The organism is Nocardia cyriacigeorgica, assembly GCF_010858045.1.
Classification (GTDB): domain Bacteria; phylum Actinomycetota; class Actinomycetes; order Mycobacteriales; family Mycobacteriaceae; genus Nocardia; species Nocardia cyriacigeorgica_E.
Map to the genome: position 1 here is coordinate 23,840 of NZ_JAAGVC010000001.1, position 24,987 is coordinate 48,826.

23 protein-coding genes are annotated in these 24,987 nt (G+C 68.8%); 13 read left to right on the top strand and 10 right to left on the bottom strand.

What is annotated here, in order from left to right:
• Positions 1-230 precede the first annotated feature (230 nt).
• On the top strand, positions 231-1,487 hold the full coding sequence (locus GV790_RS00130; protein WP_163809153.1) for a mannosyltransferase: 1,257 nt from the start codon (positions 231-233) through the stop codon (positions 1,485-1,487).
• On the opposite strand, the gene GV790_RS00135 is transcribed toward GV790_RS00130, so the two are convergent.
• Together GV790_RS00135 and GV790_RS30470 are read right to left on the bottom strand one after the other, a co-directional pair.
• Positions 1,426-1,725: a 4a-hydroxytetrahydrobiopterin dehydratase gene (locus GV790_RS00135; protein ID WP_163809156.1), complete on the bottom strand. Its 300-nt coding sequence runs from the start codon at positions 1,723-1,725 to the stop codon at positions 1,426-1,428. The two genes, GV790_RS00130 and GV790_RS00135, sit on opposite strands and share 62 nt — an antisense overlap.
• A gap of 137 nt (positions 1,726-1,862) precedes the next feature.
• A complete protein-coding gene (locus GV790_RS30470) occupies positions 1,863-2,039 on the bottom strand; it encodes a hypothetical protein (protein WP_085996247.1) in 177 nt (58 codons plus the stop codon).
• A 274-nt stretch (positions 2,040-2,313) separates the two neighbouring features.
• Between GV790_RS30470 and typA the strand changes: the two genes are divergently transcribed.
• The 5 genes from typA (at position 2,314) to GV790_RS00155 (ending at position 7,598) form a co-directional block, all read left to right on the top strand.
• Entirely contained in the window at positions 2,314-4,215 is a 1,902-nt protein-coding gene (gene typA, locus GV790_RS00140; protein ID WP_163809158.1) for a translational GTPase TypA, read from the top strand.
• A gap of 135 nt (positions 4,216-4,350) precedes the next feature.
• A complete protein-coding gene (locus GV790_RS00145; protein WP_163809883.1) occupies positions 4,351-6,096 on the top strand; it encodes an ABC transporter family substrate-binding protein in 1,746 nt (581 codons plus the stop codon).
• A complete protein-coding gene (mshB, locus tag GV790_RS00150; protein WP_163809160.1) occupies positions 6,093-6,986 on the top strand; it encodes an N-acetyl-1-D-myo-inositol-2-amino-2-deoxy-alpha-D-glucopyranoside deacetylase in 894 nt (297 codons plus the stop codon). The genes GV790_RS00145 and mshB overlap by 4 nt, the downstream gene beginning before the upstream one ends.
• Before the next feature lie 10 nt (positions 6,987-6,996).
• Positions 6,997-7,155 carry a hypothetical protein gene (locus tag GV790_RS30475; protein ID WP_165448901.1) on the top strand — a complete coding sequence of 53 codons (159 nt, stop codon included), beginning with the start codon at positions 6,997-6,999 and terminating at the stop codon, positions 7,153-7,155.
• Complete coding sequence (locus tag GV790_RS00155) at positions 7,152-7,598, top strand: hypothetical protein (protein WP_163809161.1); 447 nt, start codon at positions 7,152-7,154, stop codon at positions 7,596-7,598. Before GV790_RS30475 ends, GV790_RS00155 begins: the two co-directional genes overlap by 4 nt.
• Positions 7,599-7,636: 38 nt before the next feature.
• Here the strand turns inward: GV790_RS00155 and GV790_RS00160 are convergent, their stop codons facing one another.
• The 5 genes from GV790_RS00160 to GV790_RS00180 all read right to left on the bottom strand — a co-directional run bounded on the left by GV790_RS00160 (position 7,637) and on the right by GV790_RS00180 (position 12,520).
• Positions 7,637-8,089, bottom strand: a complete 453-nt coding sequence (locus GV790_RS00160) for a DUF4231 domain-containing protein (protein WP_163809163.1) — start codon at positions 8,087-8,089, stop codon at positions 7,637-7,639.
• Positions 8,086-9,030 carry a PfkB family carbohydrate kinase gene (locus GV790_RS00165; RefSeq protein WP_256672926.1) on the bottom strand — a complete coding sequence of 315 codons (945 nt, stop codon included), beginning with the start codon at positions 9,028-9,030 and terminating at the stop codon, positions 8,086-8,088. The genes GV790_RS00160 and GV790_RS00165 overlap by 4 nt, the downstream gene beginning before the upstream one ends.
• Positions 9,006-10,271, bottom strand: a complete 1,266-nt coding sequence (locus GV790_RS00170; RefSeq protein WP_163809167.1) for a TIR domain-containing protein — start codon at positions 10,269-10,271, stop codon at positions 9,006-9,008. Before GV790_RS00170 ends, GV790_RS00165 begins: the two co-directional genes overlap by 25 nt.
• Positions 10,272-10,367: 96 nt before the next feature.
• Positions 10,368-12,026 (bottom strand): PH domain-containing protein, encoded by a 1,659-nt coding sequence (locus GV790_RS00175; protein ID WP_163809175.1) that lies wholly within the window; start codon positions 12,024-12,026, stop codon positions 10,368-10,370.
• Complete coding sequence (locus tag GV790_RS00180; protein ID WP_163809180.1) at positions 12,023-12,520, bottom strand: PH domain-containing protein; 498 nt, start codon at positions 12,518-12,520, stop codon at positions 12,023-12,025. Before GV790_RS00180 ends, GV790_RS00175 begins: the two co-directional genes overlap by 4 nt.
• A gap of 99 nt (positions 12,521-12,619) precedes the next feature.
• On the opposite strand from GV790_RS00180, the gene GV790_RS00185 reads away from it, so the two are divergent.
• The 5 genes from GV790_RS00185 to GV790_RS00205 all read left to right on the top strand — a co-directional run bounded on the left by GV790_RS00185 (position 12,620) and on the right by GV790_RS00205 (position 19,488).
• On the top strand, positions 12,620-15,205 hold the full coding sequence (locus tag GV790_RS00185; RefSeq protein ID WP_163809182.1) for a bifunctional FO biosynthesis protein CofGH: 2,586 nt from the start codon (positions 12,620-12,622) through the stop codon (positions 15,203-15,205).
• Positions 15,206-15,314: 109 nt separating this feature from the next.
• Positions 15,315-15,638: a ferredoxin gene (gene fdxA, locus GV790_RS00190; RefSeq protein WP_014352705.1), complete on the top strand. Its 324-nt coding sequence runs from the start codon at positions 15,315-15,317 to the stop codon at positions 15,636-15,638.
• Positions 15,639-15,673: 35 nt separating this feature from the next.
• Entirely contained in the window at positions 15,674-16,771 is a 1,098-nt protein-coding gene (gene dapC, locus GV790_RS00195; protein ID WP_175585770.1) for a succinyldiaminopimelate transaminase, read from the top strand.
• A gap of 129 nt (positions 16,772-16,900) precedes the next feature.
• A complete protein-coding gene (pruA, locus tag GV790_RS00200; RefSeq protein WP_163809185.1) occupies positions 16,901-18,541 on the top strand; it encodes an L-glutamate gamma-semialdehyde dehydrogenase in 1,641 nt (546 codons plus the stop codon).
• A complete protein-coding gene (locus GV790_RS00205) occupies positions 18,538-19,488 on the top strand; it encodes a proline dehydrogenase family protein (protein ID WP_163809186.1) in 951 nt (316 codons plus the stop codon). The genes pruA and GV790_RS00205 overlap by 4 nt, the downstream gene beginning before the upstream one ends.
• A gap of 21 nt (positions 19,489-19,509) precedes the next feature.
• Here GV790_RS00205 and GV790_RS00210 read toward each other — a convergent pair whose 3' ends face one another.
• Entirely contained in the window at positions 19,510-20,370 is an 861-nt protein-coding gene (locus tag GV790_RS00210) for an oxygenase MpaB family protein (protein ID WP_163809187.1), read from the bottom strand.
• 131 nt (positions 20,371-20,501) lie between these two features.
• Between GV790_RS00210 and GV790_RS00215 the strand changes: the two genes are divergently transcribed.
• Positions 20,502-21,128, top strand: a complete 627-nt coding sequence (locus GV790_RS00215) for a TetR/AcrR family transcriptional regulator (RefSeq protein ID WP_036539457.1) — start codon at positions 20,502-20,504, stop codon at positions 21,126-21,128.
• 4 nt (positions 21,129-21,132) lie between these two features.
• On the opposite strand, the gene GV790_RS00220 is transcribed toward GV790_RS00215, so the two are convergent.
• Positions 21,133-21,984, bottom strand: a complete 852-nt coding sequence (locus tag GV790_RS00220) for an oxygenase MpaB family protein (RefSeq protein WP_163809188.1) — start codon at positions 21,982-21,984, stop codon at positions 21,133-21,135.
• Between the two features lie 300 nt (positions 21,985-22,284).
• Between GV790_RS00220 and GV790_RS00225 the strand changes: the two genes are divergently transcribed.
• Complete coding sequence (locus GV790_RS00225) at positions 22,285-23,712, top strand: acyl-CoA synthetase (RefSeq protein ID WP_175585754.1); 1,428 nt, start codon at positions 22,285-22,287, stop codon at positions 23,710-23,712.
• 149 nt (positions 23,713-23,861) lie between these two features.
• Here the strand turns inward: GV790_RS00225 and dapD are convergent, their stop codons facing one another.
• Positions 23,862-24,809, bottom strand: coding sequence for a 2,3,4,5-tetrahydropyridine-2,6-dicarboxylate N-succinyltransferase (gene dapD / locus GV790_RS00230; RefSeq protein ID WP_036539451.1), 948 nt, complete (start codon positions 24,807-24,809; stop codon positions 23,862-23,864).
• Positions 24,810-24,987 lie beyond the last annotated feature (178 nt).

Below are 24,987 nucleotides of genomic sequence, written 5' to 3' on the forward strand. Positions count from 1 at the left end.
CGCCGTTCAGTGTTACTGGTGTGAAAGTTGATGCAAATGTTACTTGTGGTTCGGGGGATGTGTATGCCAGGGCAGCGTGGTCGCCGCCCGCACTGCGGTTAATGTAGTCGGAGCCTTCCATTCCAGGCCGCCGAATCGCCCGAACGACGCGATCCGGCCGGCCCCGGCCCGAATCGAAAGTCCCGCATTTGAACCAGCAGAGCGCTCGGACGGACGCATGCCCGCCGGTCGTGCCCGCCCGATCGGCCGCACCGCATCGCTGGGCCACCCACACCCGCTGGGCCGTGGCCGCGCTGGCCGCCAGCGTGCTCGCCCGGCTGCTGTGGATGCTGTTCGCGCCGAACGGCATGAACCTGGTGGACCTGCACGTCTACGTCGACGGCTCGGCGGCCCTGCTCACCGACAAGCTCTACGACTTCACCTACGCGGAGAAGACCCCGGATTTCCCGCTGCCGTTCACCTATCCGCCGTTCGCCGCCGTCGTGTTCTTCCCGTTGCATTATCTGCCCTTCACGGTGGTCGCGATCGCCTGGCTGCTGGCCATCGCGGCAGCGCTGTACGCGATCGTGCGTATCGCGCTGGAACTGATTCTCGGCGCCGAGACCGCGCAGCAGCCGGGCTGGCGCACGGCGTCGATCACCTGGACCGCGATCGGACTCTGGCTGGAGCCGGTGCGAACCACCATGGACTACGGACAGGTCAACGTCTTCCTGGTGCTCGCGGTGATGCTCGCGGTGCGCAGTGCGCGGTGGTGGATCTCCGGCACGCTGGTCGGCGTGGTGGCGGGTATCAAGCTGACGCCCGCGATCAGCGGCCTGTATTTTCTCGCGCGCAGGCGCTGGGCGACGGTGGCGTGGTCGGCGGCGGTCTTCGGCGCGACGGTCGGGCTCAGCTTCCTCATCTCCGCGGGCGAGACCCGGCGCTACTTCGGCACCCTGCTCGGTGACGCCGACCGGATCGGGCCGGTGGGATCGGTGTGGAACCAGTCGCTGCGTGGCGCGCTGAGCCGACTGCTCGGCTACGACGTGGAGACGGGTCCGTGGTGGGTGGCCTCGGTCGTGCTCGTCGCGGTGCTGGCGCTGCTGGCCTGGCGCACGCTCGGGCCCGACGACCGGCTCGGCACCCTGCTGATGGTGCAGCTGTTCGGATTGCTCATCTCGCCGATCTCGTGGTCACACCATTGGGTCTGGCTGCTGCCGACCGTGCTGTGGCTGCTGTACGGGCCGCTGCGCGAGGTGCCGGGCGCGCGCGTCTTCGCCGGCTACTGGCTGGTGACCGCGCTGGTCGGCGCGCCGTGGGTGCTGTCGTTCTTCCAGGACTCGATCTGGACCATTCCCCGGCCGTGGGTGCTGTCCTGGCTGGGGACGGTCGACGTCGCCGGCGTGCTCGCGATGCTGGTGTGGATCATCTGCGCGCCGCGGCTGCTCACTCGGACTGCGCGGCCAGCCGATCTATCTCGTGCGCCAGCGCCACATCCGACGCGGTGAGCCCGCCCTCGCTGTGCGTGGACAGGGTGAAGGTGACATTGCGCCAGCGGATATCGATATCGGGATGATGGTTGGCGGCCTCTGCCGCGACGGCGACCCGGCGCACCAATTCGATACCGGCGGGGAACGTCGCGGCTTTGATCGTGCGGCTGATCGAATCCCCTGAGCGGGTCCATTCGGGCAGTGAGGTCAGGACCGCCGATATCTCGTCGTCGGACAGTAATGGGGTAGTGGTCATTGTCTCGTTGTACCCCGGTTGCGCATGATCATGAGCGCAGTCCATGAAACCTCGCAGGATCAGTCGGTGTTGGATGTCGCCTGCTCCGGAGGCCCTGCATGGTGACGCTCCGCTGCCGCTTCCGGGCCCTTGACGGATCAGGCGGCGCGCGCCTTCTTCAAGCCCTTCTTCAGCTCTTTCCCCGTCACACCCGCCGCTTCCAGGCGTTTCATCCGCATGATGACCACAGGGCACTTGATGCACCGCGTCTTCTTGCGGCAGCACTTCTTCTTCGGCTTGAGGCTGGAAACCTTCTTTGCCTTGACCTTGCCCATGGCGAGTAAGCCTACCCTTAGTCGAATGTGGAGTCCCAGGTGCACCTGGGTGCCGGTAGGGTGTATCTGGCCGCGATGCCCGGTGAGTTCCATTCTCCACCTGTTTTGTACAGGGAGCCCCGGCGCGAGGGTCAGGACCCGTAGGCGGCAGCTTGCGTAACCACGTAGGGTCCCGCTCGCGCCGGCATCGAGTACAGCGCGAGCGTCAGGAACCTTGGGGCGCCGGACAGTGAGCACCGTCGCCACCATCTACCGAACAGCAGGAGGAACAAGCGTGTCGTCTGCACGCGATTTTCGCAACGTCGCCATCGTGGCCCACGTCGACCACGGTAAAACGACGTTGGTCGACGCCATGCTGCGCCAATCCGGCGCCTTCGCCGAACGGGCCGAGCTGGTCGACCGGGTCATGGACTCCGGCGACCTGGAACGCGAGAAGGGCATCACCATTCTCGCCAAGAACACCGCGGTGCACCGGCACAACGCCGACGGCTCCGTGACCGTCATCAACGTCATCGATACGCCCGGCCACGCCGACTTCGGCGGTGAGGTCGAGCGCGGCCTGTCCATGGTCGACGGCGTCGTGCTGCTGGTCGACGCCTCCGAGGGTCCGCTGCCCCAGACCCGTTTCGTGCTGCGTAAGGCGCTGGCCGCCTCGCTGCCGGTGATCCTGGTCGTCAACAAGACCGACCGCCCCGACGCCCGGATCGCCGAGGTCGTCGAGGAGAGCCACGATCTGCTGCTCGACCTCGCCTCCGACCTGGACGACGACGCCGCCGAGGCCGCCGAACTCGCCCTCGATCTGCCCGTGCTCTACGCCTCCGGCCGAGAGGGCAAGGCGTCGAAGGTCGCCCCCGAGAACGGGCAGGCCCCCGACGCGGAGAACCTCGACGCCCTGTTCGAGGTGCTGCTCGAGAACATCCCGGCACCCAAGGGCGATCCGACCGCGCCGCTGCAGGCGCACGTCACCAACCTCGACGCCTCGGCCTTCCTGGGCCGGCTCGCGCTGGTGCGCATCCACAACGGCGAGCTGCGCAAGGGCCAGAACGTGGCCTGGATGCACGCCGACGGCGTCAAGAACGTCAAGATCACCGAGCTGCTGCAGACCATCGGCGTCGAGCGTCAGCCGGGCGAGGTGGCCGTGGCCGGCGATATCGTCGCCGTCGCGGGCATCCCGGACATCATGATCGGCGACACCCTGGCCGACCCGGACAACCCGGTAGCGCTGCCGCGCATCAGCGTCGACGAGCCCGCCATCTCGGTGACCATCGGCACCAACACCTCGCCGCTGGTCGGCCGGGTGCAGGGGCACAAGCTCACCGCGCGCATGGTCAAGTCGCGGCTGGATCAGGAACTGGTCGGCAATGTCTCGCTGCGAGTGCTCGACATCGGCCGCCCCGACGCCTGGGAGGTGCAGGGCCGTGGTGAGCTGGCGCTGGCCATCCTGGTCGAGCAGATGCGCCGCGAGGGCTTCGAGCTGACCGTCGGCAAGCCGCAGGTGGTCACCAAGACCGTCGACGGCAAGGTGCACGAGCCCTACGAAGAGCTCACCATCGACTGCCCCGACGAGTACCTCGGCGCCATCACCCAGCTGCTGGCCGCCCGCAAGGGCAAGATGGTCCAGATGAACAACCACGCCGCGGGCTGGGTGCGGATGGAGTTCATCGTGCCCTCGCGTGGCCTGATCGGTTTCCGCACCGACTTCCTCACCGAGACCCGCGGCACCGGCATCGCCAACGCCGTCTTCCACGGCTACGCGCCGTGGGCCGGTGAGATCCGCGCGCGCCACACCGGTTCGCTGGTCTCCGACCGTGCGGGCACCGTCACCCCGTTCGCCATGATCCAGCTCGCCGACCGCGGCCAGTTCTTCGTGGAGCCGGGTGCGGACACCTACGAGGGCATGGTCGTCGGCATCAACCCGCGCGCCGAGGATCTCGACATCAACGTCACCAGGGAGAAGAAGCTCACCAATATGCGCTCCTCCACCGCCGACGTGATGGAGACCCTGGCCAAGCCGCTGCAGCTCGACCTCGAAGGCGCCATGGAGTTCTGCGCCGCCGACGAATGCGTCGAGGTCACCCCCGAGGTGGTACGGGTGCGCAAGGTGACCCTGTCCGCCACCGACCGGGCCAGGGAGACCTCCCGGCGCAAGGCCCGCGACCGCGCGGCCGCGCAGTAGGCCGACGACCAGGCGAGATCCCACGCCGTGCCGCGAAACCGCCGGGCCCCGTGCTCGGCGGTTTCGCGTACACGGCCGAGCACGACATGGCGAGGTAGAGTGCCGAGGGTGAATTCGGGGGCGCGACGGCGCGCGATGTGGCGCGCGATGCTGGTTGTGATGACGGCGTTGCTGCCGGTGGTCGCCGGGTGCACCGCGAACCCGCCGCCGCCGATCGAGAGCACCGACAGTCCGAAGACGACGCCGGCCGAGCCGGGCAAGAACACCGTCGTGGTGGCCATCGACGACATCGGCATCGGCTTCAATCCGCATCTGCGCTCGGATCAGTCGCCTGCGACGGCGGCGGTCAGCTCGATGGTGCTGCCGAGCCCGTTCCGTCCGGTGCCCGATCCCGCGGTGCCCGGCGGCACGCAGTGGGTGCCCGATTCGGCGCTGGTCGAGCAGGCCGAGGTGACCTCGCACGAACCGTTCACCATCACCTACAAGCTGCGCAATCAGGCCAACTGGTCCGATGGTGCGCCGATCGCCGCCGAGGATTTCCGGTTCCTGTGGCGGCAGATGATCACCCAGCCAGGTGTGGTGGACCCGGCAGGCTACCGGTTGATCTCCGACGTCGCATCGACGGCGGGCGGTAAGACCGTCACCGTCACCATGGCGGCACCGTATCCGGCGTGGCGGCAGTTGTTCGCGAATCTGTTGCCCTCACATCTGGTGAAGGATTCGCCGGGCGGTTTCCAGCGCACGCTGACCGAGGGCATCGCGGTGTCCGGCGGCAGCTTCAAGATCAAATCGGCCGATCAGGGCCGGGACGAGATCCTGCTCGAACGCAACGACCGGTACTGGGGCAAGCCCGCGGTGCCGGATCAGATCCTGTTGCGCCGCGGCGGAACTCCCGCGCAGGTGGCGGATTCGCTGCGCACCGGCGACGCGCAGATGGCGCTGGTGCACGGCGGCGTGGCGACCCAGGCGCAGCTGGCGGCCATCCCGTCGGTGCGCACGGCGATCATGCCGCAGGCGCGGGAACTGCAATTCGTGTTGAACGGCCGTAGCGGCGATCTGGTGGACCCGCGGGTGCGCACGGCGGTGCTCGCCCTGCTCGATCCGGCGCTGCTGGCCACCGTCGGCGCGCAGACCGGCGGCTGGGTGGAACCGGTGCGCGCGCAGGTGCTCTCGCCGTCGGATCCCGGCTATGTGCCGACCGCGCCGCCGCGCCCGAGCCAGGACGAGGCCTTCGCCCTGCTCGCCGAATCCGGGTACGGGCGGGCCCCGGAACCACCGCCCGTGGTCTCGGCCACCTCGCCCGCGCCGCGCCCGCGCCCGGTGGCAAAGGACGGCAAATCGCTGACCATTCGGATCGGCGCCGTCGCCAACGACCCCACGGCGCTCGCCGTCGCCCATACCGCCGCCGACCAGCTGCGCAGCGCGGGTATCGACGCCAGCGTGCGCAGCGTCGCCGGTGACGAGCTGTACGGCAAGGAGCTGGTCGAGGGCACCATCGACGCCATCGTCGGCTGGGAGGTGGCGGGTTCGGACCCGGCCACCGTGCTGGCTTCCCGGTACGGCTGCCCGCCGGTGACACCGCCCGGCCCGGACGGCGATCCCGACCCCGATGCCGAAGTGGTCCGGCTGGCGCCGAGCAACCTGTCGGGCATCTGCGATCCGGGCGCCCAGCCCGCCGTCGACGGTGCGCTGGTGGGCATCGAGACCGCCCGGGTGCTCGCCGAGGCCGAACCACGCCTGTGGGCGGCGGCGACGGTACTGCCGATCGTGCAGGACAACGTGGTCGCGGCCTCGGGGCCGTCGGTGGACGGCGCCTCGCTCAGCGGCGCCATCCAGGTCGGCATCTTCGGCGACGCGGCGAACTGGCGGCGGGTCGGATGAGCGGGCCCGCCACCGGTACCGGCGGCCTGCTGCTGGTGCACGCGCACCCGGACGACGAATCGATCACCACCGGCGGCACCATCGCCCACTATCGCCGTCGGGGGATCCCGGTCACCGTGGTCACCTGCACCCTCGGTGAAGAGGGCGAGGTGATCGGTGCGCAGTGGGCGCAGCTGAGCGCCGAGCACGCCGATCAGCTCGGCGGCTACCGCATCCTCGAACTCACCAGGGCGCTGGCCGCGCTCGACGCCGCGCCGCCGCGTTTCCTCGGCGGCGCCGGACGCTGGCGGGATTCCGGGATGGCGGGCACCCCGAGCGCCGAGCATCCGCGCGCGTTCGTCCGGTCGGGCCGGGAAGCGGTCGACGCGCTGACCGAGATCGTGCTCGAACTGCGGCCAAGGGTGGTGGTGGGCTACGACCCGGAGGGCGGTTACGGCCATCCCGACCATGTGCGGGCCCATCAGATCACCACCGAAGCGGTGCATGCGGCGGCCGAACGTGGCTGGGACACACCGAAGTTCTACTGGACGGTGACCGACGCCGACCTGCTGGCACTGCACACCGAGGCGCTGGCCCGCCGGACGGTGGACGGGCTGCCCGGTGCGCTGCCCGCCGGGTGGCGCCTGCCCGCCGAAGGCGAGCTGGCCTGCGTGCCGAGCAGCACCGTCACCACCACCGTCGACGTCTCGGACGTGTTGGCGGCCAAGCGGGAGGCCTTGCGCGCGCACGCCACTCAGGTGACGGTGGCGCCGTCCGGGCGCGAGTTCGCGCTGTCGAACAACATCGCCCAGCCGGTGCTGCCGGAGGAACATTTCGTGCTGGTCCGCGGCGTCCGCGGGCCGCTCGGCCCGGATGGGCGTGAGCACGATCTGTTCGCCGCGCCCGCCTAAACTCGATCGCATGTACAACTGGGAGCTCCAGAACGCCATCGTGGCATTCGTGGAAAGCCTGCGTCCCGGCGCGCAACATCAGCACGAGCTCTACATGTCGGTGCTGTACGCGTTCGCCGATATGCAGAGCCATCTGCTGACGCTGCTCGGCTACCCGCCGGTCGCGTGACGGCCGCCGTGGACGACCAGGCGGGCAAGCCGGCCCCGTCGCGGTCCCGCCTGCGCCTGCCCCGGCCCGTGTACGCCGCCCTCGGCGCGCTGATCATGCTCGCGCTGGTCGTCGACGCGGTGATCACGCTGATTCTGGAGGTGCTCTATCTGCCGCTGTATCTGGGCAGCGTCGCCTTCCCGATCGCGGCTCCCATCGCCGGTGTGGTGAACGTACTGCTGGTGCTCGGCGCCCGCACCGTCTCCCCGCGCCCGATCGTCATGCTCATCCCCATCGTCGCGTGGACGCTGTCGTTCCTCGCCGCCGCGAGCTCCGGCCCGGGAGGTGACGTCCCCCTCGGCAGCGACGCCCGCACCCTCCTGCTGATGCTGTTCGGCCTGGCCCCACCCCTGATCTATGTCTATCTACAGACGAATCGACCCCGGACGTCACCGTCGAGGTGACGACCGCGCACAGTCGGTACCCGACCCGGGCTCCAGAATCAGAGGCTCTCGGGAATCGTCACCGGCGGGCCGCCCGAGCTACCAGCCTGCCGCTCGTGTTCAGCAGCCCATGTGGTGTTGGTGTCGGATACGAGACTCTCCACCCGCGCCGCGAGGACTGCCCGAGCGTCGGGACCCGCATATGGTCCAGTACTCGCGAGGTAGAGGAACTTCTCGTGTTTCAGTGCTTCGGCAGTGGACCGATACAGCATCCAGTTGGTGTGCCACTGGAACAGCTGCTGCGCGCCCTCGGCGACGACGACGGTCACCGCGACCGCAGCGGTGACCGTCGCGGGGGCCGATAGCGCCGCGAGGACCGGCACGGTCGAGCCCACGACGATCTGGCCGAACTTCACCCGACGGTAGGCGCGCTGAGCCTGCGAGCTCCTCGTGCTGTACCAGCTGATCTGATCGGTCAGCCTTGCCCATACCGGATCGTCGGCTGCGCTCATGGTTCCCCGACCCGGACGTTGCCGGCGTTCAGCCATTCGGTCAGCTCCGCGCGCCCGGGAATGCCGTCGTTGCCGAAAACCGCGCACTTGCGCCCTGCCGACCACGCCGCAATCCGCAATGTCCACTCGATATCCGCGCCCGCGCCGACCGCCCATGCGAACGCGCCATGGAAAGTGTCGCCCGCGCCGCAGGTATCGACAGGATCGACCGCCAGCGCGTCGTATTCGGCGGTGCCCCTGCCATCCAGGTACACACCGCCCGCCGCCCCGCGAGTCGATACCAGCGCTTTCGGCTGGAAATCAGCGAACGCCTTGGCCATACTGCTCTGGAGATCGAGGTCGGGATGTCTGCGCGTGAAGAACTTCTCGGGCGAGACGATGTAGTCCACGTCGGCGAGGAATTCCTCGCTGGACTCTTTGTACCCGCCGGTGTCGATCACAGTTGGAATGCCGAGCGCGCGGCACGTTGAGATTGCGGACTTGCTCAGAACCGGATCGGTGCAGTCCAGCAGGACGACATCGGCGCCGACGAACAGGTCGGGTAATGAGGCCAGCATGGCCGCATCGGCCCGCGGCTGCGCGGTCCAAATGGTAGTCCGGCTACCGGTGTCCGCGGCCAGGATTACGCTTGAATGCTGACTGGGCTGCTCGGTTTCGTGAAAGGTGGTATCAATCGGCTCCTCCGCCAATTGTTGCCGCAATACTTCAGCGTGCACGCCCACACCACACATGGCACTGAGCTGGACGTTGCCCATGCCGAGGCGTGCAGCCGCGATGGCGCCCCGCCCGGCCGGTCCGCCGACGACTACCGAGTGTCGTCGCACCGGATTCTCAGTGTCTTCGAGTGGATGACTGTCCAGCACGTAGAGGTAATCGATGGTGGCCATGCCGGCGACCACTATTCGGGGGGACGCTTTCAGTTGAAGCTGCCGAGAATCCATTCACTACCTTCTTCCGCCGATGTCGGGGTCCGGAAATCCCGTATTGCTGCTGCCTCGGCGATCGATCGTGTGGTCACGATCGCCGCGGTTGTGTTGCGGCGCAATAGAGTTGCGGGCACACCCGCTGTTTCCGGGTGATGTGTCATCTGATGCAGGATTCTGGCCTTGCTCATGTCCAGTGCCAGCACCATCAGCCCGGGACATTCCAGCGCCGCCGCGAGTCCGATCGTCAATACGGACCTGGAGGGTTGGTTGGGATCGATATACCTACGCCCGTGTTCGGTCAGTTCGACGATGCGGCACCCGTCACCGACGATGTGCTCGGGGTCGGTGTACATCCCGACCTCGTACCCGAGTACTTCACCGGCCGGCGATATCGAGATGGCGTGGACAGCCGGTGGCCACACCCGAATCACCCGCTGCGCCTGGACCAGCGGATCGCGGTCGGTGATCTGCCCGGACAGTAGATGCAGCTGCTCCGGGCGCGGCCCGAGCCCACGTTCGGTGAGTGGTTCGATCAACGTCTCCAGTACATGCCTGGTACGCGAGGTGTGATGGCGTTCGAAGACACCGAATGTCTCCGTGTCGGTGATGATTCTCGCCTCGCCGAAGGGATCCGGTGCATACTGCTGTGCCGTCCGGTGCATTGCGCGGAAGAGCTGTGTGGCGGTTCGGCCGGTTGGCAGGACCAGGCTTCGGTCCGGTGAATCCTGTGCGATCCGGAAGTAGACGTGTGCTGCGGCTTCAGCAGCCAGCCGATCGTTGTCGAAGGCAATCGTGGTCGCAGGCCATGGGCTGACAGTCTCGTTCTCGTGGGGGGTGGCTCCCCGTTTCGGTTCGAGGGCACGGCCTTCCGCTGACGGACGTTTGAGGTCGCCGACGAGGGCGTCGAGCGTGCTGTCACGTTGATCGAGCCAGTCGACCCACTGGGTCGGGGCCAAGTAGTACCCGAGTCGTTCGGGCTGCACCTTCTCCAACCGGACCCAGTAGATCGGGATCTTGGCTTTGTCGGCCAGATGGATCTCCCGCTTGACGTGAACACTGGAATCGGCGGAGGCGCAGAACAACAGAACAAGTGCGGTGGACTCTCGGATTGCGTGTGAAATAGCCTCATCCCAGCTCGAACCGGGCGGAACATCGCGCGGCGCGTACCAGGTGGAGATGTCGTGGCGGGCAAAGTAGTTCGCCATATGTTCGACGACAGCGCGCTTGCTGCTGTGATAGCTGATGAAAACAGCCACTGCCCCTCCGGTGTGCTGTGTCGACCCTCACATCGTATCGGGGACTCAGGTGGGTCGGCTACTCCGCACGGTAGCGCGATTATGTTGAGTCTCGGGCTATTTCGTTCCCAGCCGGCCCGGTGTCACCGTCTCGATGAGAGCCCATGCCTGATCGAGCGGTAGGTCGATGACGTGGTAGCGCTTTTTGCCTGCGGCGGTGGCGGCGGTGACGGTGGCCAGGCCGGCGCGGCGTTGCCAGAACGTCTGGCGGACGGTCCAGCCGATGATGCCGGGCGCTTCCAGGCAGTCGCGGTCGCGGTCGAGGGAACCGGAGCGGGTGATCAGCCAGGTGGGTGCGGTCGCGGTGGCGGGGAGGACGGCGTGTCCGAGGCCGCGGTAGCGATCCTCGGCCAGGGCCGCGGTGAGCGGGATCAGGGCGGCCGGAAGCAGCCACCACCACGGGGAGATCGATGCACCGGTCAGGGCGGAGAGCAGCAGCACGGCGGCGACCACGGGGACCGGCCACATGGCGTGGGTGTAGCGGCGGCGCCGCGCGGCCGGGCCGTGCGGGGTGAGCTCCACCCGCGCGGGTGCCGCGGCCGCGACGATCGCGGGAGCGCTCATCCCGGCGGCGCGGGCGTGGGAGGTCCCGGCCGGATACTTCGCCGCATGCGGGCTCAGCAGGTGCGCGAGAGTGTGGTCGACGGCGGCACGCGGCGCCTGCGGCAGGATCTTCTGACGCGGGTTCTGCCCGGTCATGATGGCCTCGAGCGCGGCACCGCCGGCCAGGCGCAGCAGCAGCGGCTCGTTGACGGTGGCACCGCGGAACCGCGCGAGATCGAGGGTGACCTGCCTGGTGGTGAACAGGCCGTAACGCAGATGCAGGGTGGTGCCGTTATCGGTGACCCGTAGGCCGAAATAGGTCGCGAGGTAGTGCGCGCAGGCGGCCAGGCTCGTCACCAGGACGACCGCGATCAGCAGTCCGAGTCCGAACAGGATCAGCAGCAGCGTGCCGCGACCCTCGACCGAATGCACCGCGTCCGAGCGGAACACCACTTCGCCGAGGCCGTACTGGAACCCGACGCCGACGATCGGCGCGACGATGGCGAAACCGGTCAGCGACAGCGGCGCGTAGCGCACCCAGGCCGCGCGCCAGTGCCCGATCTCGCGGCCACGATCCACCCGGGCGGCGTCGGTGGTGAGCCCGGTGGCGTCGAGTTCGGCCTGCGGCGGTGGACCTTCGGGCCGGTCGGCGTCGACGTGTGGATCCCTGGTGTGCGCGAGCAGTTCGGTGCGCAGCGCGGGCACCACGTCCGCGTCCAGGGCGTCGAGCTGGAATTTCTCACCGGATTCGGCGTGCCGGCCGGTGCCGATGGCCAGTACCGCGAGCCCGAGGATCCGGTGCAGCAGGTCGGCCTCGATATCCACCGACCGGATCCGGGAACGCGGCACCGCCAGTTTCTTGCGCTGGAGTAAGCCGGTGCGCAGTTCGACGTGGGTCGGCCCGACCCGGTAGGTGGTGGTGAACCAGCGGGTGAGCGCGTAGCCGACGATCGCGACGAACGGGATGACGCTCCACCCGTGGTTGCCGCTGCTGGTGCCGAGGATCAGCGTGCCGAGCAGCACCGGGATGAACCGGACGACTTCGTTGACCGGATGCACCAGCAGCATCCGCTTGTCCAGCCGCAGCCAGGGCAGTTCGGCCTGCGGCCTCGATAGCTCGGCCTGCGGCCCCGACTGGTCGGCGCCGGGCCCACCGCCGGGTGCTGCGCTCATGTCGCGTCTCCGCGGTGCAGCGCCGCGATCTCGGTCAGCCGGGTCACCGTCTGCTCGGCCACCGGCTGTTCCAGCCCGCTGATCTCCACCGCGCCCGCCGAGGACGCCGTGGTGACGGTGACCGTCGCCAGCCCCAGCAGACGCTCCAGTGGCCCGCGTTCGGTGTCGACGGTCTGAATGCGCGAGATCGGCGCGACCCGGCTCTCCTGGGTCAGCCAGCCGACCCGCGTGTACACCGCCTGATCGGTGACTTCCCAGCGATGCACCCGGTAGCGCCACCACGGCACCACGGCGATGCTGATCGCCGCGATCACGAGGACGAGCACGGTGGCCGTGCCCTGCAGCGAACGATGAGCCGAGTCGAAGGCCGCCCAGACCAGCAGCGCCACCAGCGGGATGAGCCAGGCCAGTACCGATTGCAGGGTCCAGAGCAGTTTCGCTTTGGGACTCGGACGCCAGGCCGGCTCGGCCATGATCGTGCGCGGCTGCGACATGATTGCCATCGTGGCACGCCGTGGCTGGAATAGCCCGCGAGGCCGGGGAGTTGTCAACGCTCACAAGCCTGGAGGGAGACAGTTCCGGATGTGTGGCGCATGATCGAGGGCGTGATCGACCTACCCGAGCCGACCGTTCCGTCCCCACCGCCGAGCTCATCGGCCATGCGCCGGGCCCTGCGCCGGGCCCGCGACGGGGTGACCCTGAATGTCGACGAGGCCACGGTCTTGCTGCACGCCACCGGCGACGACCTCGCCGATCTGTGCCGCAGCGCGGCCCGGGTGCGTGATGCAGGCCTGGAATCGGCGGGCAGGCCCCGGACGATCACCTATTCGCGCAATGTCTTCATCCCGCTCACCCACCTGTGCCGGGACAAATGCCATTACTGCACCTTCGTCACCGTGCCCGGCAAGCTGCGCGCCGAGGGCCGCGGGATGTTCCTGGAGCCGGATGAGGTGCTCGACATCGCGCGGCGCGGGGCGGAGCTGGGCTGCAAGGAGGCGCTGTTCACCCTCGGTGATCGGCCGGAGGACCGCTGGCCGGAGGCCGCCCGGTGGCTCGATGAACGCGGCTACGACTCCACCCTCGACTATCTGCGCGCGGTCTCGATCCTGGTGCTGGAGGAGACCGGCCTGCTACCGCACCTGAACCCAGGGGTCATGAGCTGGGAGGAGATCTCGCGGCTCAAGCCGGTGGCCCAGTCCATGGGCATGATGCTGGAAACCACCGCGACCAGGTTGTTCACCGAGAAGGGCAACTGCCATTACGGCAGCCCGGACAAGGATCCGGCGGTGCGGCTGCGCGCCATCACCGACGCGGGCCGGCTCTCGGTGCCCTACACCACCGGCATTCTGGTCGGCATCGGTGAGACGATGGCCGAGCGGGCCGAGTCGATCATGGCGATCCGCAAGCAGCACAAGGCATTCGGGCATATCCAGGAAGTCATCGTGCAGAACTTCCGCGCCAAAGACGACACCGCCATGCGCGACGCCCCCGACGCGAACATCGACGAATTCCTGGCCACCATCGCGGTGACCAGGCTGCTGCTCGGCCCCGATGTCCCCGTGCAGGCCCCGCCGAACCTGGTCTCGCAGGCCGAGTGCACCGCGCTGCTCGGCGCGGGCATCGACGACTGGGGCGGGGTTTCGCCGGTGACACCCGATCACGTCAACCCCGAACGCCCCTGGCCCAACCTCGACACCCTCGCCGAACTCACCGCCGCCGCCGGATTCGAGCTGGTCGAACGCACCTCCGCGCATCCGAAGTACGTGCTCGCGGGCAACCCGTGGGTGGATCCGCGCATCGGGGCGCACGTGGCCGCGCTGACCGATCCGGAAACCGGCCTGGCGAGGCCGGACACCATTCCGGTCGGACTGCCCTGGCAGGAACCCGACGAATCCTGGGAGTCGGCCGGGCGCGTCGACCTCAACACCGCCATCGACACCGACGGCCGCAATACCGATACCCGCAGCGATCTGGGCAGCGCCTTCGGCGATTGGGACACCGTGCGCGAACAGGCCCGCGACCTGGCCGCGACCCCAGAACGCCTCGACGCCGACGTGCTCGACGCGCTGCGCGCCGCCGAACGCGATCCGGCCGGCCTGTCCGACGCGCAGTACCTGGCGCTGGCCACCGCCGACGGCGCCGACCTGGAAGCGGTCGCCGCACTCGCGGACGGCCTGCGCCGCGAGGTCTGCGGCGACGAGGTCACCTACGTGGTGAACCGCAATATCAACTTCACCAATATCTGCTACACCGGCTGCCGGTTCTGCGCGTTCGCCCAGCGCAAGGGCGACGCCGACGCGTTCACCCTGAGCACCGACGAGGTCGCCGACCGGGCCTGGGAGGCGCACGTCGACGGCGCCACCGAGGTGTGTATGCAGGGCGGCATCGATCCGGATCTGCCGGTCACCGGGTACGCGGACCTGGTGCGGGCGGTGAAGGCGCGGGTGCCGTCGATGCATGTGCACGCCTTCTCGCCGATGGAGATCGTCAACGGCGCCTCGCGCGGCGGGCAGAGCGTGCGCGACTGGCTGGTGGCGCTGCAGGAAGCCGGGCTCGACACCATTCCGGGAACCGCCGCGGAAATCCTCGACGACGAGGTGCGCTGGGTGCTCACCAAGGGCAAACTGCCCGCCTCGGCCTGGATCGACGTCATCACCACCGCGCACGAGGTCGGAATCCGGTCGAGTTCGACGATGATGTACGGCCACGTCGACAACCCGAAGCATTGGGTCGGGCACCTGCGGGTGCTGCGCGATATCCAGGATCGCACCGGCGGTTTCACCGAGTTCGTGCCGCTGCCGTTCGTGCATCAGAGTGCCCCGCTGTATCTGGCGGGCGCGGCGCGGCCGGGGCCGACCAACCGGGACAATCGGGCGGTGCACGCGCTGGCCAGGATCATGCTGCACGGGCGCATCGACAACATCCAGACCAGCTGGGTGAAACTGGGCACCACCGGCACCAGGGTGATGCTGGAGAGCGGGGCCAACGATCTCGGTGGCACGCTGATGGAGGAGACCATCTCCCGCATGGCCGGCTCGCAACACGGGTCGGCCAAGACCGTGGCCGAACTCGCCGAGATCGCCGCGGGCATCGGCCGCCCGGTCCGCGAACGCACCACCACCTATGGTGTTCCGGCGGGTCGTGGGCCCGTGGCGGGACTCGAACTATCCATCCACTGAGCCACCGCTCGAAGTTAGGGCAGGCTGACCGAGGGTAACGTGTGAGGCGCCAGGGATACTTGTGCCGGGCGCAGTACCCCCGAGGTGAGGACAGACTAGGAGAACGGCAGTGCCGTACATCATCGCTGAACCGTGCGTTGACGTGAAGGACAAGGCGTGCATCGAGGAATGCCCCGTGGATTGCATCTACGAGGGCGCTCGCATGCTGTACATCCAACCCGACGAGTGCGTGGACTGTGGTGCGTGTGAGCCGGTTTGCCCCGTCGAGGCGATCTTCTACGAAGACGACACCCCGGATCAGTGGAGCGGCTACATCAACGCCAACGTGGACTTCTTCGACGAGCTGGGTTCGCCCGGCGGCGCGACCAAGGTGGGCAAGGTCGATTACGACCCGCCGTTCATCAAGGAACTGCCGCCCATGGCTGCTGAGTGAGCGCTGGGTTGTCGAGTACCGGTCACGCGGCCCGGGTGCGGGTCAGTTCGCTGCTTCCCGATTTCCCGTGGGACACCATCGCGGGCGCCAAGGCGAAAGCCGCCGCGCATCCGGGTGGGATCGTCGACCTCTCGGTCGGTACGCCGGTCGATCCGGTCGATCCGCTGATCCGCGCGGCGCTGAATTCGGTCGCCGAGGTTCCCGGCTATCCGACCACGCACGGCACCCCCGCGCTGCGTGCGGCCGCGGTGGCGGCGTTGCGGCGGCGGTACGGGATCAGCGGGATCGATCCGGCGGCCGTACTTCCGGTGATCGGCACCAAAGAGCTGATCGCCGGACTGCCGCGGCTGCTCGGCCTCGGCGCCGACGAGCTGGTGGTGATCCCCGAGGTCGCCTACCCGACCTATGAGGTCGGCGCCCTGCTGGCCGGTACTCGGATCGCCCGCGCGGATGGGCTGACCCAGCTCGGCCCGCAGTCACCCGCGCTGATCTACCTCAACTCGCCGTCGAACCCGACCGGCAAGGTGCTCGGGGTCGAGCATCTGCGCAAGGTCGTCGCGTTCGCCCGCGAACGCGGGGCCATCGTCGCCTCCGACGAGTGCTACCTGGGTTTGAGCTGGGAAGGTCGGGCCGTGTCGGTGCTCGATCCCGAGGTCTGCGACGGCGACCACACCGGTCTGCTCGCGGTGCACTCGCTGTCGAAGACGTCGAACCTGGCCAGTTACCGTGCGGGTTTCGTGACCGGCGACGCCGCACTCATCGCCGAACTGCTCGAGGTGCGCAAGCACTCCGGGATGATGGTGCCGTTCCCGATCCAGGCCGCGATGACGGCCGCGCTCGGCGACGACACCCACGAGAACCAGCAGCGTGAGCGGTACCGCGCCCGCCGCGACACGCTGCGCACCGCACTGCTGGCCGCGGGGTTCCGCATCGACCATTCCGAGGCGGGCCTGTACCTGTGGTCCAGCCGTGACGAACCCTGCCGCGACACCCTCGACTGGCTGGCCGAACGCGGCATCCTCGCCGCCCCCGGCGATTTCTACGGTCCGGCCGGCGCCGAGCATGTGCGCATCGCGCTGACCGCCACCGACGAGCGGATCGCCGAAGCGGCCACCCGGCTCGCCGCGGGCTGAGGGCCGGGCCCGGCCGCATCGCCGCGCGCCTGCCGCACCCGTCCCTGCTCCCTGCACTACCGGCAAACTGCTTCGGTGCAGGTGGGCGTGGTTTCTGCGCCACGCGCCACACCGGAGTTAGCCTGGGTTATGGACGCTGTCACGGTTGTCCCTGCCCCTGCGAACGAGCCGGTGCACAGCTACGCACCGGGCAGTCCCGAGCGGGAGCGGCTGGCGAGCAAGCTGGCCGCCATCTCCGCCGAGAGAGTCGAGATACCGCTGGTGATCGGCGGTAAACACCGGCCGGGCATCGGCGCGAGGCACGAGATCGTCGCCCCGCACCGGCACCGCCAGATCCTGGGCACCTACACCGATACCACCCATTCCGAAGCGAGCGGCGCCATCGATGCCGCCATCGCCGCCGCACCCGGCTGGCGCGCGCTGCCCTTCGACGAACGCGCGGCGGTGCTGCTGCGCGCGGCCGATCTGCTGTCCGGGCCGTGGCGGGAAACCATCGCCGCCGCCACCATGCTCGGCCAGTCGAAATCGGTGCAGCAGGCCGAGATCGATGCCCCGTGCGAGCTGATCGATTTCTGGCGGTTCAACGTCGCCTTCGCGCGCGAGATCCTCGAACAGCAACCCCGATCCAGCGCGGGTGTGTGGAACCGGATGGACTACCGGCCGCTCGAGGGTTTCGTCTACGCCATCACCCCGTTCAACTTCACCGCCATCGCGGGCAATCTGCCTACCGCGCCGGCGCTCATGGGCAATACCGTGGTGTGGAAGCCGTCGCCCACCCAGACGCTGGCCGCGTATTACACGATGCGGTTGCTGGAAGCGGCGGGTCTGCCGCCCGGGGTGATCAATATGGTCACCGGCGACGGCGTCGATCTGTCGGAGGTGGCGCTGGCCGACCCGCGGCTGGCCGGCATCCACTTCACCGGCTCCACCACGACCTTCCAGTTCCTGTGGCGTCAGGTCGGCGCGAATATCGGCAAGTACCACGGCTATCCGCGGTTGGTGGGGGAGACCGGCGGTAAGGATTTCATCGTCGCGCATGCCTCGGCCGATCCCGCGGCCCTGACCACCGCGCTCGTCCGCGGGGCCTACGAATATCAGGGCCAGAAGTGTTCGGCGGCCTCCCGCGCCTATCTGCCCCGTTCCCTGTGGCGGCAGATGGGCGACGACTTCCTGGATCTGACCCGGAACCTCGCCTACGGTGACGTCGCCGATCTGTCCAATTTCGGTGGCGCGCTGATCGATCGGCGCGCCTACGACAAGAGCGTGGCCGCCATCGAACGCGCCCGCTCGGCCGGGCTGAGCATCCCGGTCGGCGGCGGCTACGACGACAGTGAGGGCTGGTTCGTCCGGCCGACGGTGCTGCTGGCCGACGATCCGCGCGATGAGGCCTTCACCACAGAGTATTTCGGCCCGATCCTGTCGGTGCACGTCTACGACGACGGCGAGCCCGGCGCCTATTCGTCGATCCTGTCGGAGGTGGAGTCGGCGGCGCCCTACGCGCTGACCGGCGCGGTGTTCGCCCAGGACCGGCATGCCATCGAGCAGGCCTCGGCGGCGTTGCGGTTCGCGGCGGGCAACTTCTACGTCAACGACAAGCCCACCGGCGCGGTCGTCGGGCAGCAGCCCTTCGGCGGGGCGCGCGCCTCCGGCACCGACGACAAGGCCGGCTCGCCGCTGAATCTGCTGCGCTGGGTCGCGCCGCGAGTGATCAAGGAGACCTTCGTCCCACCCGACGATCACCGGTACCCGCATATGGGACAGCAGGCGTGAATCCGCTACGGCCCGCCATCCTCGCCGCTGCCGGGTCGCCGCGGCTGAAACGGCTGGTCACCGGCACGCCGGTGACCGCGGACATCGTGCGGCGATTCGTGGCGGGGGAGACCAGGGCCGAGCTGATCCCGGTGGCCAGGCAGCTGCTCGCGAGCGGGCGCGCGGTGAGCGTGGACTATCTCGGCGAGAACACCACCGACCGCGCGCAGGCCGACGCGGCGGTCGCGGAGTATCTGTCGCTGCTCAATGACCTGTCCGCACTGGATGTTTCGCTCGGTCCCACGGGTGCGGCGCCGCTCGAGGTATCGGTGAAACTGTCGGCGCTGGGGCAGGCGCTGCCCGATGACGGACCCGCCATTGCTACCGAGAACCTGCGGACGTTGTGCACCAAAGCGGTGCAGTCGGGCATCTGGGTCACCGTCGACGCCGAGGACCACACCACCACCGATGCCACCCTGGCGACCGTGTCCGAACTGCGCGAGGAGTTCCCGTGGCTCGGCACGGTATTGCAGGCCTATCTGCGCCGCACCGAGGCCGACTGCCGGGATTTCGCCGGCCCCGGTTCGCGGATCCGGTTGTGCAAGGGTGCCTATCGAGAACCGGAAGAGGTGGCCTATCAGCACCGCGACGAGGTCGACGCCTCCTATCGGCGCTGCCTCGATGTGCTCATGCGCGGCGAGGGCTATCCGATGGTGGCCTCGCACGATCCGGAGATGATCGCCGCCGCCGACTGGCTGCTGGCCGACACCGGGCGCGGTGCGGGCGATGTCGAATATCAGATGCTCTACGGCATCCGCGAGGACGAACAGGCCAGGATCGCCGCCGCCGGGAACACCATGCGGGTGTACGTGCCCTACGGCGACCAGTGGTATGGCTATCTCATGCGCAGGCTGGCCGAGCGGCCGGCCAACCTCGGCTTCTTCCTGCGTGCCCTGGCCGGACGCTGACCGGCCGGCGACACGGCCCGCTCACACCAGCGGCAGGCCCTTGCGCATGCGGCGGCGTAGATCCCAGAGATAGAAGTTCAACGGGAACATCCTGGCGGGCTCGGGCAGCCGGGTGACGATCGCGCCGATGAGCCGCATCAGCCGATCGAAACGCCGCTGGTCCCGCGCCGACCAGCGCATGCCCATCTCCCGGCGCAGATGCCACGGCAGCACACCGGTGACCACGAAACGCTGGAACCGCGCGAACAGCACCTGCACCACCCGCGGCATCATCTTCAGGTCGATCAGATCGTTGAAATAGTCGCGCACCACCGGGTCGATCGCGGTGGCGGCCAGGTTGGTCTCCCAGTATTCGGCGAAGGCCGCGCGATCGGCGGGCCACATCTCCGGACGCATCTGGAGGGTGGCGCCCAGGCGCACGCTGTGCTGATAGAAGGCGTCCGCGGCGTCCTCGTCGATGCCGCCGCGCAGTTTGTCGAGCATGTCGGCGAAGCCCCAGTACAGGCAGGCCGCCACCCACAGTTGCAGGTTCGGGTCGAAGGCGTTGTACTTCACCGGGCTCGACGGCTTGGAGCGGATGCTGCGGTGCGAGCCGTTGACGGCCTCGCGGTAGGCGGCGCGTTCGGCCTCGCTGCCCATCATCGCGACCGCGAGGTAGGTGAGCGTGGTGCGCAGCCGCTTGAGCGGATGCACCATCACCTTGCCGCTGTCGACATCGCTTTCCAGCACGCCGTAGGCGACCGGGCGCAGGCCCAGCTGCATGATGACGTTGGCGGTGCCGCCGAGGAAGGCGGAGACGCCGTCGATGTAGTCCTCGACGACGAAGTCCGCCGGTGGCGCCGGGACGGGTCCGCCGGTGGTGGCGGGCGCGACAGCGGTCATCGTTGACCTCACTTCCGATGAGAAGGTTACGCGGAAACCTTCTCACTCGCTCACCTTATGTGTCAATCGACGATGAAACTGTGCAATGCTTGGTCAGTCATTGTTTCGCCGACTCTCGCGGAGGTGCCGATATGGCGGCGCTGGCCGATCTGCTGCCGCTGGTGCGTACCCAGCGCAAGGATCAGGATCAAACCGTGCTGTCCGCGGCCCTGCTCGCGTTCCTGGACTTCGGCATCAAACGCACCAGCATGGGTGAGGTGGCGCGGCGCGGCGGACTGTCGCTGGCGACGCTGTACCGGCGGTTCGCGGGCAAAACCGACCTCATCCAGGCCGTCGGGTTACAGCAGACGCGCGAATTCATCGACGGCGTCGACGCCGCGGTGCAGCGCCAGATCGAGCGCGACGCCGGCGCCGAGGATCAGATCGTCGAGCTGTTCGTGGCCTTCCTCGCCGGCCTGCGCAGCAACAAGCTGCTGGATCGGCTGTTGCAGACCGAACCCGAGATCGTGTTGCCGTACCTGACGGTGAAGGGTGCGCCGGTGATCGAACTCGGCCGCGATTACGTCGCGGAGTTCATCACCCGATTGCAGCGTGAGGGCAAACTGCCCGACTACGACCCGCTGCCGCTGGCGGAGATGATCGCCAGAACCGCGCTGTCGCTGGCGCTCACTCCGCAGACGGTGATCCCGCTCGATGACGACGCGGCGGCGCGGGAATTCGCCCGCGACCACGTGGTGGTGTCGTTCCGAATTCCCTGAACGCTCAGACCAGCGGCCTCCCCAGGCGGCGGCGCAGCCGCATATCGGCCAGAAAAGCGTTGACCGGGAAGGTCTTCACCGCCACCGGAAGCCTGGCTTCGATCGCGCCGACCCCGCGCAGGAAACGGCCGAGCCTGCGCTCATCCTGCTCGCTCCAGCACATGCCCATCTGTTCGCGCAGATGCGGCGGCAGCAGCCCGGCGGTGACGAAGCGGTGGAAGCGCAGCACCGCGGGCAACCGCATCGGCCGCGGGAACATCTTCAGGTCGACGATGGCGTTCAACATCGCACGCACCGGCGGATCGATGGAGGTGGCGGCCAGGTTCTCGGTCCAGTACCGCTCGAAGGCGGCGCGATCGGGCGGCCACAGGTGTTCCGGCATCTGGAGGGTGGTGCCGAACCGGGCGGCGTGGCGGTAGAAGGCGTCGGCGGCGGCGTCGTCCATCGGGCCGTGCAGACGGTCGTGCAGATCGCGCCCGCCCCAGTACAGGCAGGCTGCCACCCACAGTTGCAGGCGCGGATCGAAGGCGTTGTACTGCACGGGACTGGACTTGGTCGAGCGCACCGGGCGATGTGAGCCGTTGACGGCCGCGCGGTAGGCGGCGCGTTCGTCCTCGCTACCCAGCATCGCCACGGCCAGATAGGTGAGCGTGGTGCGCGTTCGCTTGACCGGATGAAGCAGGATCTTGCCGCTGTCCACCGGGCTCTCCAGCACGCCGTAGCCGACGCTCGGGTGGCTCAGCTGCATGATGACGTTGGCGGCGGCGCCGAAGAGCGCGGCGGAACCGTCGATATGGCGGCGGATATCGAATTCGCCGGTGCGCGAGTCGATGCTCGCGCGTGCAGTGCTGGTCATCGTGGACCCCGTCTCGCCGTTGAGAAGGTTGTACAACTACTTTCTCACCGCGTCATCGGGGGTGTCAACGGTGCCCGGCCCATCGCGGGATCGGGTTGGCAACGCTTCGCCGCCCGCTGTGGTGACGCTACGCCGGCTTCTGCCGCCCGCCCCGCACGCGGGCGTCGCTCCCGATGCCTTGCTGGGCGAGCTGCCTGCTCCGGACCCGTGGGTTCGGGCGGCCCTCCCGGTGCATCGGCGGTGACGCCGAGGTGCCTCCTCCGGACGCGTCGCTCGGACCGGGCGCGGTAGCGTGAGCGGATGCCCTACGGTCCGCCGCTGCTGCTCCGCTCCCTGGACCCGCTCGCCGTCGCCGCGGGCGCGGATATCCCGGACGCCGTCACCATCGACGGCGTCACCCTCTCGCGCAGCGATCTGCTCGGCGCCGCGACGTCGGTGGCCGAGCGCATCGCCCGCGCCGACCGGGTGGCGGTGCTGGCCCGGCCCACCGCGACCACCGTGCTGGCCGTGGTCGGCTGCCTGATCGCAGGCGTGACGGTCGTGCCGGTGCCACCGGATGCCGGCGCCGCCGAATCCGCCCATATCCTAGCCGATTCCGGTGCGCAGGCCTGGCTCGGCGAAGCGCCGGAGGGTACCGACCTTCCGGTGGTCCCGGTCCGGTTGCATGCCAGGTCGTGGCACACCTATCCCGAACCCGACCCGGCGGCAACGGCTTTCGTGCTCTACACCTCCGGCACCACCGGCCTGCCCAAGGGCGTGATGCTCAGTCGCGGCGCCATCGCCGCGGGTCTGGACGCCCTCGCCGAAGCCTGGTCGTGGACCGCCGACGACGTTCTGGTGCACGGACTTCCGCTGTTCCACGTGCACGGGCTCATCCTCGGTGTGCTCGGCGCGCTCCGGGTCGGCAGCCCGCTCGTCCACACCGGCAAGCCGACGCCGGAGGCCTACGCCGCCGCTCGCGGCACCCTGTACTTCGGGGTGCCGACGGTGTGGTCACGCATCGCGGAAAACCCGGACGCGGCGAAGCAATTGGCCGACGCGCGGCTGCTGGTCTCCGGCAGCGCACCGCTGCCCGTGCCGGTCTTCGAACGCGTCGCCGAACTCACCGGCCACGCGCCCGTCGAGCGCTACGGCATGAGCGAAACCATGATCACCCTGTCCACCCGCGCCGACGGCGAACGCCGCCCCGGCTGGGTCGGCCTGCCCGTGCGCGGTGTGGAAACCCGGCTGCGCGACGAATCCGGCGCCCCCGTCCCACACGACGGTGAAAGCATCGGCGGACTCCAGGTCCGCGGGCCGATGCTGTTCGACGGTTACCTCAACCGGCCGGACGCGACGTCCGGCTGTTGGACAGAAGACGGCTGGTTCCGCACGGGCGACGTCGCCGTCATCGACCCGGACGGCTTCCACCGCATCGTCGGCCGCGAATCGGTCGACCTCATCAAATCCGGCGGCTTCCGCATCGGCGCCGGCGAAGTCGAGACCACCCTCCTCGGCCACCCCGCCGTCGCCGAAGCCGCCGTCGTCGGCCTCCCCGACCCCGACCTCGGCCAACGCATCGTCGCCTTCGTCGTGCCTCGCGCCGGTATGGAAGCACCGGCCGAACCCGACCTCATCGACCACGTCGCCCAGCAACTCTCCATCCACAAACGCCCCCGCGAAATCCGCATCGTGGACACGTTGCCGCGGAACGCGATGGGCAAGGTGCAGAAGAAGCTGCTCGGCTGATGCGGCGCCGCGCCGAACGAGCGCGGTTACCGACTTGGCCAGCAGCGCGTTGTCGGCCGCCTGGTGGCGCACATCGATGGTGTCGCCCCAGGGACTCACGGCCGACAGGACCTGCCGCGAGTGCCCGGGCGGCTACCGCGCGACCGCGGTCAGTCGTTGGCGTGCAGGTCCGCGTTGAGTTCGATGCCGGTGCCCTTGCGGTGCACGACCTCGACGGCGCCGGTGACGGAGTTGCGGCGGAACAGTAGGTTGTTCTGGCCGCTGAGCTGGGCGGCTTTGACGGTGGTCCCGTCGGGGGTGGTGACCTTGGTGCCCGCGGTGAGGTAGAGGCCGGCTTCGAGGACGCAATCGTCGCCGAGCGGGATGCCGAGGCCGGAGTTGGCGCCGAGCAGGGAGCGTTCGCCGATGGAGATGACGGTGGTGCCGCCGCCGGAGAGGGTGCCCATGGTGGAGGCGCCGCCGCCGATGTCGGAGCCGTCGCCCACCACGACGCCCGCGGAGATGCGGCCTTCGACCATGGAGGCGCCGAGGGTGCCTGCGTTGAAGTTGACGAAGCCTTCGTGCATGACGGTGGTGCCCGAGGCCAGATGCGCACCGAGGCGCACGCGGTCGGCGTCACCGATGCGCACGCCGGAGGGCACCACATAGTCGACCATGCGCGGGAACTTGTCGACGCTGTAGACGGTCACCGGGCCGCGGGCACGCAGCTTGGCGCGGGTGGTCTCGAAACCCTCAACCGCCGCGGGGCCGTGGTTGGTCCATACCACATTGCTGAGCAGGCCGAACTGGCCTTCCAGGCTCACCTCGTGCGGACGAACCAGCCGGTGCGAGAGCAGATGCAGCCGCAGGTAGACGTCGTGCGCGTCGACGGGCGCGGCGGACAGGTCGGCGATGGTGGTCTGCACCGCGATCACCTCGACGCCGCGGGCCTCGTCGGGACCGACCAGCGCGGCGAATTCCGCGGGCACCTCGTCGAGCCGCTTGGTCGCGGTCTCGGCGAATTCACCCAGCTGGGGATTCGGGAACCAGGTGTCGAGGACGGTGCCGTCCGCGGTCACATTGGCGATACCGACTGCAGTTGCTCCCTGAATGCTCACGTCAGCAGAGCCTACCGACCGTCCGGCTCCCGTGGTGCAGCCACGTCACCGGCTGCCGCGCAGATCACGGCATCGCCGGCGGGTGATTCGGTGCGTGGCCGTCGCCGGTTCCCGTGGTAGCTGCCCGCCGTCCTGTCGCCGTCGCACCGACTTGCCCCGGCGTCGGCGTCCAGTCACC